Source organism: Burkholderia sp. WTPI3 (assembly GCF_021483755.1).
Classification (GTDB): domain Bacteria; phylum Pseudomonadota; class Gammaproteobacteria; order Burkholderiales; family Burkholderiaceae; genus Burkholderia.
On record NZ_JAGIXF010000029.1, the window covers coordinates 34,211 to 47,167 of the forward strand.

9 protein-coding genes and 1 pseudogene are annotated in these 12,957 nt (G+C 67.3%); 5 read left to right on the forward strand and 5 right to left on the reverse strand.

Annotated elements, in window-relative coordinates:
* Positions 1-15 precede the first annotated feature (15 nt).
* On the reverse strand, positions 16-777 hold the full coding sequence (locus J7024_RS17680; RefSeq protein ID WP_096507137.1) for a c-type cytochrome: 762 nt from the start codon (positions 775-777) through the stop codon (positions 16-18).
* A gap of 377 nt (positions 778-1,154) precedes the next feature.
* Here J7024_RS17680 and J7024_RS17685 point away from each other — a divergent pair, with 377 nt between their 5' ends.
* Positions 1,155-2,087 (forward strand): copper resistance D family protein, encoded by a 933-nt coding sequence (locus tag J7024_RS17685; protein WP_175751302.1) that lies wholly within the window; start codon positions 1,155-1,157, stop codon positions 2,085-2,087.
* Between the two features lie 126 nt (positions 2,088-2,213).
* On the opposite strand, the gene dgoD is transcribed toward J7024_RS17685, so the two are convergent.
* Positions 2,214-3,362: a galactonate dehydratase gene (gene dgoD / locus J7024_RS17690; RefSeq protein WP_124828908.1), complete on the reverse strand. Its 1,149-nt coding sequence runs from the start codon at positions 3,360-3,362 to the stop codon at positions 2,214-2,216.
* Between the two features lie 155 nt (positions 3,363-3,517).
* On the opposite strand from dgoD, the gene J7024_RS17695 reads away from it, so the two are divergent.
* Together J7024_RS17695 and J7024_RS17700 are read left to right on the forward strand one after the other, a co-directional pair.
* On the forward strand, positions 3,518-4,201 hold the full coding sequence (locus J7024_RS17695; protein ID WP_124829095.1) for a FadR/GntR family transcriptional regulator: 684 nt from the start codon (positions 3,518-3,520) through the stop codon (positions 4,199-4,201).
* Between the two features lie 44 nt (positions 4,202-4,245).
* Positions 4,246-4,329, forward strand: a pseudogene (locus tag J7024_RS17700) (GFA family protein); the annotation flags it as partial.
* Positions 4,330-4,384: 55 nt separating this feature from the next.
* Here J7024_RS17700 and J7024_RS17705 read toward each other — a convergent pair.
* The 3 genes from J7024_RS17705 to J7024_RS17715 all read right to left on the reverse strand — a co-directional run bounded on the left by J7024_RS17705 (position 4,385) and on the right by J7024_RS17715 (position 9,838).
* On the reverse strand, positions 4,385-7,492 hold the full coding sequence (locus tag J7024_RS17705) for a biosynthetic peptidoglycan transglycosylase (protein ID WP_124828906.1): 3,108 nt from the start codon (positions 7,490-7,492) through the stop codon (positions 4,385-4,387).
* 247 nt (positions 7,493-7,739) lie between these two features.
* On the reverse strand, positions 7,740-8,627 hold the full coding sequence (locus J7024_RS17710; protein WP_124828904.1) for a LysR family transcriptional regulator: 888 nt from the start codon (positions 8,625-8,627) through the stop codon (positions 7,740-7,742).
* A 293-nt stretch (positions 8,628-8,920) separates the two neighbouring features.
* Entirely contained in the window at positions 8,921-9,838 is a 918-nt protein-coding gene (locus J7024_RS17715) for a LysR substrate-binding domain-containing protein (RefSeq protein ID WP_124828902.1), read from the reverse strand.
* A gap of 199 nt (positions 9,839-10,037) precedes the next feature.
* Between J7024_RS17715 and J7024_RS17720 the strand changes: the two genes are divergently transcribed.
* Together J7024_RS17720 and J7024_RS17725 are read left to right on the forward strand one after the other, a co-directional pair.
* Positions 10,038-11,354: an MFS transporter gene (locus J7024_RS17720; protein WP_124828900.1), complete on the forward strand. Its 1,317-nt coding sequence runs from the start codon at positions 10,038-10,040 to the stop codon at positions 11,352-11,354.
* Between the two features lie 28 nt (positions 11,355-11,382).
* Complete coding sequence (locus tag J7024_RS17725) at positions 11,383-12,855, forward strand: amidase (protein ID WP_124828898.1); 1,473 nt, start codon at positions 11,383-11,385, stop codon at positions 12,853-12,855.
* Positions 12,856-12,957: the final 102 nt, after the last annotated feature.

Sequence of the window (12,957 nt, forward strand, 5' to 3'; positions counted from 1 at the left end):
TCTGTCTCCCTTGCCTTATTGCGGTTCGCTGCCGCAGGCGAGCGGAGTCTTCATCGAACGCGCCGGAGCCGGCACGGGGTTGGCGGGCGCCGGTTGAGCCGCAAGCCATGCGGTCACGGCCGTCACGTCTTCGTCGGACAGCTTCGACGCGATCTCGTGCATGCAGTCAGGTGCCTTCGCGTGGCGGTTGCCCGAGCGCCATGCGCCGAGCTGTGCGCTCAGGTAGTCGGCGTGCAGGCCGACGAGGCCTGGGATCGCCGGCTGCATGCCGGTCAGCCCTGCGCCGTGGCAGGCCACGCAGGCCGGCAGCTTGCGGGACGGGTCGCCTTGCGTGACGAGCTGCTTGCCGCGCGCGAGCGTGGCAGCCGGCAGCGTCGGCTTGGCCGGCGCCGGGTACGGCGGGCGCTCGGCGGAGAAGTGCTCGGCGATTTCCTTCAGGTAATCGTCGTTCAGGTACGTCAGCAGGTAGTTCATCGGCGGGTACTTGCGCCGGCCGTCACGGAAGTTGACGAGCTGGTTGTACAGGTACTCGGCGGGCTTGCCGGCAAGCCGCGGGAAATAGTCGTTGTCCGTGCCCTGGCCGTGAACGCCGTGGCATGCGGTACAGCCGCGCACGCGCTCGGCCATGGTATCGGGTGCCTTGAGCGGCGCCTGCTGGGCGTGCGCTTGCTCGGGCTTGGTCTGCGCTTGGGCAGCGCTCATAAGGCCCGCGCTGCCGATCAAGAGAACGGCGAGCAACGGACGGAAGAGGCGTCTTGAAGACACACGAGACTCCATGTTTATTCGTCGGGGACCTGTCCGGGCTACGATCGGCTCGGCGCGTGGACGGCAGGACAGCCGGGCTGCTGCGACGCGGCATTCTATCATCGATGGGTAATGACGGCTATTTGGCAAAAGGACATCGGTTCCTGTCCGTTTGCGACTTGCGACAATTTGACGCGGTTTGGGCGCCGGCAGCGTGAACCGGCGTGCGCTTTGGCCATCGAAGACCGTACACTCGCGGGTCGCGCGGCGCCGCCTCCGCCGCAGATCCAGTCATTTCTCCCGTTTCCGGAATCATCGATGACGTTTTTTACCATGCCGTTGCCGTCTTCCCGCCGTTGTTCCGCCTGCCGCCGCATCGCCGGCCTGCCGTTCTCGGGAGGGCGCGCACGATGAGGATCGACAGCTTGTGGATCGGGCAGGTCGCGCTGGCGGCGCTGATGGACGCGACGTTCGCGATGGCGATCGGCTCGGCGCTGCTCAAGGCGTGGCTCGGCAAGGACGGCGCACGGCCGGTCGTCGCGCCGTCGCACCCCGCATGGCTGCGCGCGCAACATTCGCTGGTCGCGGCGGCGCTGGCGCTCGTGCTCGCCGAGCTCGGCTGGCTGGTGTACGAGGCGGCGTCAATGAGCGGTGCGGGGCTCGGCGGCGCGTTCGCCGCGATCCCGACCGTGCTCATGCAAACTCATGCCGGCTTCGCGTGGAGCGTCGCGTTCGCCGGCGCCGTGGTGCTCGCGATCGTCGCGCTGGCCAGGCCCGACGGCCCGCTCGCGCATGCGGTGCTGTGGCTCGCGGTGATCGTGGTCGCGGGCGGCAAGGCGTCGCTCGGCCATGCGGCCGATACGGGCCCGCTGTCCGCGGCGGTCGGCGTGCAGACGCTGCACCTGCTCGCCACTGCGGTGTGGGGCGGCCTCGTGCTCGCGGGCGGGCTCGCAGTGCTGCCGGCGCTCGGCTCGTCGGTCGCGCGCGGCGCGCTGATCCGGATCGGTCAGCACCTGTCGCGCACGTCGATGATCGCGGTCGTGTTCGTGCTCGGCACCGGCGTGCTCAATGCGCTGCGCGGGCTCGGCGGCTCGCTCGCGCCGCTCGACGGCAGCACCTGGGGGCGCGTGCTGTTGCTCAAGCTGCTGCTCGTCGGGCTCGCGCTCGTGCTCGGCGGGCTGAACCGCTTCTCCGCGCTGCCGCGCCTGCGTCGCACCGCGTCGACCGAGGATGCGCACACGTTCCGCAACATCCTGCATCTCGAAGCGTTGACGATGATCGGCGTGTTCGTCGCGGCCGCCGTGCTGTCGTTCAGCGTGCCGGGCTTCGCGGCGCTTGGCTGACGGTGCGCCCGGCGCGGCGCGCGGCGGCGTCGCCCGCACGTGGCGCGCACGCAAAAACGGCCGCCTGGTCGGGCGGCCGTCCCGAAACCGGCGGCGCGGCGTGGCGGCCGCGCAAGCCGGCTTGTCTCACCATTCGGCGACGCTGCCGTCCGCGTGACGCCATACCGGGTTGCGCCAGCGGTGGCCCGTCTTCGCCATCTCGCGCACCTTCTCCTCGTTGACGTCGATGCCGAGCCCCGGGCCCTGCGGGATCGCGACGAAGCCGTCTTCGTAGCGGAACACCTCCGGGTTGCGCAGGTAGTCGAGCAGGTCGTTGCCCTGGTTGTAGTGGATGCCGAGGCTCTGTTCCTGGATGAACGCGTTGTAGCTGACCGCATCGAGCTGCAGGCACGCGGCGAGCGCGATCGGGCCGAGCGGGCAGTGCAGCGCGAGCGCGACGTCGTAGCTTTCCGCGAGCGTCGCGATCTTGCGGCACTCGGTGATGCCGCCCGCATGCGATGCGTCGGGCTGGATGATGTCGACGTAGCCGCCCGCGAGGATGTGCTTGAAGTCCCAGCGCGAATAGAGCCGCTCGCCCAGCGCGATCGGCGTGTTGGTCTGGTTGACGATGTCGCGCAGCGCCTCGGCGTTCTCCGACAGCACCGGCTCCTCGATGAACATCAGCCTGTACGGATCGAGCTCCTTCGCGAGCACCTTCGCCATCGGCTTGTGCACGCGGCCGTGGAAGTCCACGCCGATCCCGACGTGCGGGCCGACCGCGTCGCGTACTGCCGAGACGTTTGCGATCACCTGCTCGACCTTGTCGTAGGTGTCGACGATCTGCAGTTCCTCGGAGCCGTTCATCTTCACGGCCTTGAAGCCGCGCTCGACCACCGCGCGCGCATTGTTCGCGACGTCGCTCGGACGATCGCCGCCGATCCACGAATACACCTTGATCCGGTCGCGCACCTGACCGCCGAGCAGCGCGTGCACGGGCACGCCGTGATGCTTGCCCTTGATGTCCCACAATGCCTGGTCGACGCCCGCGATCGCGCTCATCATGATCGGGCCGCCGCGGTAGAAGCCGGCGCGATACATGACCTGCCAGTGATCCTCGATCAGCAGCGGGTCGCGGCCGACGAGGTAGTCGGCGAGTTCCTGCACCGCGGCTTCGACCGTGTGCGCGCGACCCTCGACGACCGGCTCGCCCCAGCCGACGATGCCTTCGTCCGTTTCGATCTTGAGGAACAGCCAGCGCGGCGGGACGACGAAGGTTTCGAGGCGGGTGATTTTCATCTCGGGAGTCTCCATGGTTGACCGGCGCGGACGTGCGGATGCGACGCCGGTCGCGTGCGTTGCGGTTATCCTAGCGTAGGCCGCTAAAAAATAGTATTAATAGCATTATTGTGCAGATAGTGGGCAACGGGCGGCATGTCCGCCAACGGAGAACGATCATTCAACGCGACCTGCATGGACAGACGGCTTTCCAGCTTGCGACCGCGATCCTGCGCGGCGACTATCCGCCTGAATCGCTGCTGCCGAGGGAACCCGAGCTGATGGAGATGTTCGGTGTGAGCCGCACGGTGCTGCGCGAGGCGCTGCGCACGCTGACGTCGAAGGGGCTCGTCGAATCGCGGCCGAAGGTCGGCACGCGCGTGCGGCCGCGGCGCGCGTGGAACCTGCTCGATGCCGACCTGCTCGATTGGTATGCGCGCGTCGCGCCGCCGCTCGCGTTTGCGCTGAAGCTGCAGGAGATGCGCGAGATGATCGAGCCGCACGCGGCCGCGCTGGCTGCGCGCGCACACTGCCCGGGCGGCTTCGATGCGATCGAGGACGCGGTGCGTGCGATGGCCGCCGCACGCAACATCGACGAATGGGTGCGCGCCGACCTGCGCTTTCACCTGAGCGTGCTGGAGGCCGGCGGTAACGAACTGCTGGTGCCGCTCGGCGCGCTGATCGACCGCACGCTCGAGGCCCAGTTGCATCTGAATGCGCGGCGCGCGCACGTGTTCAACGCGTCGCTCGCCGAGCACACGGCCGTCAGCGACGCGATCCGCGTGCGCGACGAGGACGCCGCGCGCCGCGCGATGACGACGCTGCTCGCGGTGACGCGCGCGCGAATCGAGATGGCGTGACGGGAAGGGCGCTGGCGTGCCGTCAGGCGCTCGCTCAGCCGCCAATGGCCGCGATCAACGTGCGATGCCTCGAGGATGTCGATATCGACGGGCTGCCCGTCGCGCGCTTCGCCGGCCGCTCGCACTAGCGCCGGCAGCAGCATGGCGCTGGCCCAGGGCGGCGCGCCGTCGCGCGCGTTGCCATCAGGACGGTTCGACCGGCGCCGCGCGCGGCGTGGGCATTTCGGCCTGCGGCGCCGGGCCCGTCGTGCGCGTGCCGGCCTCGGCCGGGCGTTCGATCAGCGGCGCGAGCGCCGGCGCCATCGACTTCAGCAACTGCACGGCCATCGCGCTCGTAAAGTCGTAGCGGGCTGCGTACGGCTCGTGCGCGGTCGCCGTCAGCACGCCGAAGAAGCGGTCGCCGAGCACGAACACGAACGTGCCGCTGCGATTGACCTTGCGCGACTCGATCAGCCGCGCACCGCGCGCATACACGTTGAAGCGCTGGTCGCCCGTCCCCGTCTTGCCGTACACCGCCAGCGTCTTGCCGTCGGGCAGCGTGAGGCCGCCCGCGAGCCGCCGCCCGGTGCCGTTGAGCACGACGTCGCGCAGCAGCGTGCGCGACACGTTGACGATCTCCGGCGACAGCGTCGGCTGCGGTTGCGCGGCCGCGCGCACGAAGCGCGTTTCGTACGGCGTGCCCTTCGCGAAGTCCAGGCGAGTGATCGTCTCGGTCGGTGCTTTCTCGCCGTTGTTCGCGATCAGGCCGATCAGTTTCGCGAGCGCGTCGGGCTGGTCGCCCGATGCGCCGATCGCGGCCGCATACGACGGCGTGACGTTCGCGAACGGATAGCCGAGCGCGCGCCACGCCTTCGTGATTTCCGCGTACGCGCGCAGCTCGACCATGCGGCGGATGCGGCGATCCTGGGTCGCGTGATAGCGCGTCTTGTACAGCCATGAGTAGGTGTAGAAGCGGGCATCGTGGCTGTCGCGCTGCACGTCGGCGAGCGATGCGTTCGGGTGCGCGCGCAGGTAGTTCAGCGTCCATAGCGCGAGCGGGTGGACGCTCGCGATATAGCCGCGATCGTTCAGGTTGAAGCGGTCGATCGCGTACTTCGCATAGAGCGCGGCGAGATCGTCGTCCGACAGCGACGCGGCCGGCGTGCCCTTCAGTTGCGCGCGCATCTGCGCATCGAACCACGCGAGCGATTCGTTCGGCGCGACGCTGCGCAGCACCGTCGCGATCTTCGGCGGCGACTTGCGCACGTCCTGCAGCATCAGCGCGAGCGCGTCGTCGGGGGCCTTGTCCGCATAGCGTGTGTAGTAGCGCTTCACGTAGACCTGGCTTTCGCCGTCGACGAACTGCGCGAGGTAATGCCGGCGCTGTTCGGGATCGTCGAGCCACGACGACGACGGACCGGCCGCCTTCAGCATTTCGTAATGAACGATGTCGCGCATCAGCCGCACGAACACGAGGTTGACCGAATGCTCGAACGCGGCGTGCAGCGTCATGATGCGGCCGTTGTCCGACTTGTCGAAGTTCGAGAACACCTGCGCGCCGCCGCCCGTGTAGAACACGTCGGGACTTGCCGAGTACTTGCGCTCGACCGCCGCGTCGAGCATCACCTGCAGCGAGCGGTCGCGCGTATGCGACAGGTAGTCGAGCGCCCAGTGCGACAGCGCGTCGATCGGATCGGGCTTCACCCGCGCGAGCTGTGCGTTCGACAAGCTGGCGTAGCGTGCGTGCAGGTCGGACACGATCTGCAGGTAGGTGATCAGCGTGCGCAGCTTCGCGGTCGAGCCGAGGTTGATGCGCCCGCCGCGATTCACGTCGAACGGCTCATTCACGCTGTCGGTCTGCACGCGCAGCATGTTCGCGCCGTTGCGATGCTCGTACAGCGTGAAGCTGTACGTCAGGTGCGACGGATCGTCCTTCGGCGCGAGCATCTCGAAGCCGTACAGGCCGGCCGCCTGCGCGCCATCGCGGGTCGACGCCAGCGCGAGCCGTTGGGCGACGGCCTGCTGCACGCCGTTGTCGAGCGTGCTGGTCGCCTGCAGGTCGAACTGGTCGAGCTGATACAGGTCGCTGATGCCGAGCAACGACAGCAGCGATGTGCGTGCCGACGTCACGGCCTTGCGCGACACGAACGACTGCACGTGCGCGGCGGCCGGCGGTGCGCTGCGCTCGATCTGCGCGGCGAGCGCCGCATCGCGCAGCGCGGGCGAGATCACGCCGCCGCTCGACAGCAGCCGCAGATAGCTGTCGGTCAGCTTCTGCAGCGCCGGATAGCCGCGATTCAGGAAGTACGACGGCGCGCGCTGCGCGATGATCAGCGACAGTACCTCGCGGAACGTCTTGCCCTGTTCGTCGACGTTGTCGCCGGTCGTCGGGGCGGACAGAATGCGGTTCACGTCGTTGAAGTCGCGGCCGTACCAGGCGGCAAGACCGTCGCCGATGCCGGTGATCTCGCCGATATGCGGACGCGCGGCGAGCGGCACCGAATTCAGGTAGCGCACGAGGATCGTCCGGCGCGCGAGCATCGTCTGCGGGCCGTTCATGTACGCGAGGATCGACGCGGACGCGATCTGCCGCAGCTTCTCGGGCGGTGTCGCGGTGCGCCCGTTCGGCGAATGGCGGAATTTCTCGATCTGCGTGGCGAGCGTGCTGCCGCCCGGGCGCGCCTGGTGACGGTTGACGACGTGCATCGCCTGGTCGGCGAGCGCGCGGCTGAAGCGGCCCCAGTCGATCGCCGGGTTGCGGTTCGGTTGCGCCGGGTCGAGCAGGTAGCGATCCTCGATGAACGTCAGCGAGTTGGCGACCACGCGCGGCACCGCGTCGAAATCGGCATACACGCGCTGCGGGAACACCGTCGCGAACAGCGGCGAGCCGGTCGAGTCGAACAGCATCAGCCCGGCCTGGTCCTTCTCGTCGTAAGGTAGGAACAGGCCGCGGTCGGCGAGCGACAGCATTCGCTCGGAGTCGCGCGCCTGCTGGCCGACGACGAAGCCGCGCGCGAGCAGGCGCTGCTGGAATGCCGGAATCATCGAGTAGCCGAGCCGCTCGTCGTACGGGCCGTTCGCCGGGAAGCGGATATGGTCGCTCGGCCCCGTCTCGACGGTGTAGCCGACGTCGCGGGTGAGTTCGGACAGGTAGTGCGCCTGCAGGCGCGACGTCTCGATCTCGGTCTGTACGACGCGCGCAATGATCGCGATCGCGATCACCAGCGCGGCCAGCAAAGACCATTTGATCCACGTCCAGACCGATGCACTACCGGTCACGCGCGGCAGGATGCGATTCAGCGGCCGATTCATGGCGGCATCTCCCTGAAGGCGCGGGCTCCGGCCGCGCCCCTCATTAAGGATTAGTGTAGTCCTCAACCGCAGCCTGCCAAGGGCGGTTCACTACCGAGATGCGCCGACGCAACACGCGTGCCCAAGCCGCGCGAAGCCGGTGGCGCGAACCGCCGCCGCCGCGGCTGGCGCGCCATTGCGGCCGTTCGGGGATACACGCAACGGGCCGGATCGATGCCGAAAAACGGTGCTCGATTACGCCCTTCATTCACCTGACGAAACGATCGATCAGGTGATCGACGAAGAGCCGCGCCTTGCGCGGAAAATGGCGTCGGCTCGGGTACACGATATTCATCTCCAGTTCCTCGAGCCGATAGTCGGGCAGCATCGCCAGCAGACGGCCCTTCACGAGATCCGGTTCGACGAGAAAGTCGGGCAGCACCGCGATACCCATGCCCGCGAGCGCCCAGTTCCGGATCAGCCCGATGTTGTTCGACGACGCGGATTTGTTCGGGCGCACGGTGACGGGCGTCGAGCCCTGATTGAATGACAGGTGTTCGCCCGCGAAGTCGGCATGAAACGCGAGGCACGCGTGGGACGCGAGGTCGTACGGGTGGGCCGGCGCGCCATGCCGCTCGACATATTGAGGCGCCGCGCAGACAAGCCGCTTGAGGCGCGTGAGCGGACGTTTCACCAGCGTGTTGGTGCTGATGTGCTGCGACAGCAGCAGCCCGACGTCGAAGCCTTCCGATACGAGGTCGACGTGGCGATCCACGATCGTGACTTCCGGCACGATGGCCGGATGCAGCGTCTTGAACGCATCGATCGCGGGGGCGAGCACGTGCATCCCGAACATGACGGGCGCGGCGATCTTCAGCGACCCGATCGGCTCGTGATGCATCGACGCGATCGTTTCCTCGACGCGGTCGATTTCCTCGATCACGTGACGGATCTGCGTGAGATACAGATGACCGGCGTCGGTCAGCGACAGGCTGCGGGTCGTGCGATTCAGCAGACGTGCGCCGAGGCGATCCTCGATGCCCATCACGAGGCGCGTGGCCGATGAATTGGAGATGTTCAGCTCGGTGGCGGCTCGCGCGAAGCTGTGCAATTCGGCCACCTTCACAAATAACCGCATCGGTAGGAGTTCGTCCATTTTTTGTCGATAAACAGAAATTGTTTATTGAGTTCTATATATCGATTTATAGGTTTTGAACGTCTCTTTTGGGTGAATGACTATTATGAAATGCCGTGTTTATCCGGGTCGAAATCAGGCGAAAAATTGGAGATTTTTTGAATATTCCGATTGTCCTGATCGTGCTCGGTATTGCATCGTATATAAACCTTGATGGCTGATTTGTATTTAGTAATTGTACGAAATTTTAGGAAAATTTAAAGGGAGACGAATTTGATATTTCACGTGCGATTCGATTCGAACGGGCCGCATCGCTATCGCCATAGCAGTTTCGCGGGATCGTACCGGCGCACCGCCTCGACGAAGCAGTGGATCAGGTAGTCGCATGCGAGCGTGTTCAGCGCATCGCGTCGCGTGAGCACGCCGGCCGACACGGCCGGAATCGTCTCCTTCACGTCGATCGTGACCATCCGCTCGCGTATCCAGTCGATTTCCATGAAGTGCTTCGGCACGCACGATACGGTGTCGGTGTGCACCGACAGCGAGAACGCCGCGCTGAACGACGTGCATTCGACGATCGGCTGCGGCGCCGGGTAGCCGTGCGCGACGAATACGTTCTGCAGCAACCGGCCGATGCTTTCCGGCGACGTGTTGAGCACCCACTGCGCGTCCTGCAACTGCGCGAGCGACGTGCAGTGGCGCAGCGGATTGCTCGCGCGCGTCATCAGGATCAGCTCCGATTCGATCAGCGGCCGGAACGTGAATTCGGGCGACAGCCGCGTTGCATCGACGATCGCGATCACGAAATCGAGCGAGCCGTCGCGCAGGCGCGGCAGTGCCGTGTCGAGAAAGCCTTCGCGCACGTCCAGGCGGATCGTCGGCATCCGCTGGCGGAACGCATCGAGCGCGGCCGGCAGGAAGCCGAGCGACATCAGCGGCGTCAGCGCGCACGCGAGCGCGCCTTCCGTGCCGCCCGACAACTGGATCACGTCGTCGCGTGCGTGCTGCATTTCCGCGAGGATCAGCCGCGCTCGTGCATGGACGGCCTGCCCGAAGCGCGTGAGCTGCGCGCCGCGCGCGTTGCGCGTGACGAGCGGCACGCCGAGGTCTTGCTCGAGTTCGCGGATCGCCTTCGTGAGCGCGGGCTGCGACAAATGGATGGCGCGCGCGGCGGCGCGCAGGCTGCCGTGTTCGGCGATGGCGGCAAGCGCGCGGAGCTGGTGATGTTTCACGGCGTGGCGGGGCGCGGCGGCAGTGGCGACGTTCGTATCCTACACCGCGCCGGCGCGGGAAAAGCACGCGATAACCATGCGTTATCACGATCGGAAAATGTCGCTCCGGGCTGCGTATTTTGAATGCCTAGACTGCATGCGCAGGCCGTCGAACTGGCCGCGCACCCGATACGCACAACCAGTACGGAGATACACCTTCATGAAGGCGCCCCGAGCGGACAGCATGTTCGGCGGGCATGTCGGCGACGCTGCCGCATCCCCGTCCAATCGCCAGTTGATCGTTGCAATCACGATCGGCAACGGCCTCGAATTCTTCGATCTCACCGTGTTCAGCTTCTTCGCGGTGCTGCTCGGCAAACTGTTCTTTCCGGCCGCGTCCGCGCAACAGCAATTGCTGATGTCGGTCGCGACCTTCGGCGTCGGCTTCATCGCGCGGCCGCTCGGCGGCGTCGTGATCGGGCTCGTGGCCGACCGCTTCGGCCGCGTGCCGGCCATGAACCTCACGCTCGTCACGATGGCGCTCGGCACCGGGATGATCGGCATTCTGCCGACCTATGCGCAGATCGGCGTCGCGGCGCCCGTGCTGGTCGTGCTCGCACGGCTGCTGCAGGGCTTTTCGGCCGGCGGCGAAGTCGGCGTATCGACGTCGCTGCTCGCCGAGCGTGCGCCGCCCGGCGAACGCGGCTACTACACGAGCTGGCAATTCGCGAGCCAGGGCGCCGCGGCGCTGGCCGGTTCGTTCGTCGGCTTCCTGCTATCGTATTTCCTCGAGCCGGCCGCGCTCGAATCGTGGGGCTGGCGCGTGCCGTTTCTCGCCGGCGTGCTGATCGCGCCGGTCGGCCTGTATCTGCGCGCACGCTTCAATGCGATCGAACAGCATGCGCCGGCCGCCGCTGCGCGACGCTCGTCCGCGGTGCTCGGCACCGTGCTGCGGCGCGACGGCGGCGCGGTGCTGACCGCGCTCGGCCTCGTGGTCGGCGGCACGGCCGCGCATTTCATCGTTCTCTATTACATGTCGACGTACGCGATCCGGGTGCTGCGCCTGCCGATGGATACCGCGCTGTGGTGCGGGATCTTGTCCGGTGCGGTGATGTTCGTCGCCGCGCCGATCGGCGGACGCCTGTCGGACCGCACCGGCAGCAAGCGTGTCGCGCTGTGGACGCGCGTGGCGCTGACCGTGCTGATCCTTCCGGGCTTCTGGCTGATCCGCGCGGTGCCGTCGATCGCGACGATGTACGCCGTCGTGATGCTGCTCGCCGCGCTGCATTCGATCAACGCCGGCGCGAACGGTGTGATCCTCGCGGAGCTGTTTCCGAAGAGCACGCGAGCGACCGCGCTGTCGATCGCGTATGCGGGCGGCGTATCGATCTTCGGCGGCTTCGCGCAGTTCATCGTCACCTGGCTGATCGGCGCGACCGGCAATCCGGCCGCGCCGGCGTGGTACGTGATCGTCTGCGGTGTGCTGTCGCTCATCGCACTCGCGTTTGCGTCGGACCGCAGCGCTCAGGATGACTGATTGTTTTTCTCGTTCTTCCATTTGCCCCATGACTACCACCGTTTCGTTTTCGTCGTCGCCTGCCGACGTCGCCGCCGGCAACCTGTGCGACCTGCCCGCGCGCACGATGCTCGAGTTGCTGAAGTCCCGGCAGATCGGCGCGTGTGACCTGCTCGATGCGCATCTCGCGCGAATCGCGACGGTCAATCCATGCGTGAATGCGCTCGTCACCATCGCCGATCCCGATGCGCTGCGCGCCCGTGCGCGCGAGCTCGATGCGCGCTGGATGCGCGGCGAATGGCAGGGGCCGCTGCACGGGCTGCCGGTGTCGCAGAAGGACCTGACCGCGACGCGCGGCGTGCGCACGACCTTCGGTTCGCCGTTGTTCGCCGATCACGTGCCGCAGCACGACGCGCTGATCGTGCGCCGCTGCGCGAGCGCCGGCGCGCTGATGATCGGCAAGTCGAACACGCCTGAATTCGGCGCCGGCTCGCATACGTTCAACGAGGTGTTCGGCCCGACGCGCAACCCGTGGGACCTGACGCGCTCCGCCGGCGGCAGCAGCGGCGGCGCGGCGGCCGCGCTTGCATGCGGGATGAATCCGCTCGCGTGCGGCAGCGACATGGGCGGCTCGCTGCGCAACCCGGCCGCGTGGAACAACGTTGTCGGGCTGCGGCCGTCGCCCGGGCTCGTGCCGCGCGCGCCGGACCTCAACGGCTGGGCGACGCTCGGCGTCGACGGGCCGATGGCGCGCGATGTTGCCGACACCGCGTTGCTGCTGTCGGCGATCGCCGGGCCGAGCGGCGAAACCGCGACCGAAATCGCGGAGCCGGGCGCGCGCTTCGCGCAGCCGCTCGAGCGCAATTTCCGCGGCACGCGGATCGCGATGTCGCGCGGTCTGCCCGGCGTGCCGGTCGATCCCGAGATCCGGCGCGCGGTGGACGCGCAGGCGCGCGTATTCGCGTCGCTCGGCTGCGAAGTCGAATTCGACGACCCCGATCTCGCCGAAGCCGAGGACGTGTTCCGGATCGAGCGCGCATGGATGATCGGCACGCTGGTCGACGGCTTCGACGAGCGGCAGCGCGCGGCGCTGAAACCCGAACTCCTCGACGAATACCGGCTGCATCGCTCGCTCGCGGCCGCGGATCTCGGCCGCATGTTCGTGACGAAGACGCGCCTGTTCGAACGGATGCGCACGTTCATGCAGCGCCATGCGTTCTACGTGCTGCCGACTACCCAGGTGATGCCGTTCGATGCCGCGCTGCGCGTGCCTGCCGATGTACTCGGCATCGCGAATACGTCCTACATCGACTGGATGCGCGTGTGCTGGCTGCTGTCGTCGACCGAGGCGCCGATCCTGTCGGTGCCGTGCGGCTTCTCCGCGACCGGCTTGCCGATCGGCATGCAGATCGTCGGCCGCTATCGCGACGACTGGGGCGTGCTGCAACTCGGCCATGCGTACGAAATCGCTGCCGGCCGTCGCTGGATGCCGCCGCCCGTCGTCGCCGACGCACTGCGCTGACCATTTTTCCCGGCTGACACCGGACCGTTCCGGTTCGTGCCGGCAGGCCGCGCGCCTGCGGGAGGCGCGCACGCCTGCGTTTGGCCATTCAACCCGCGCAAT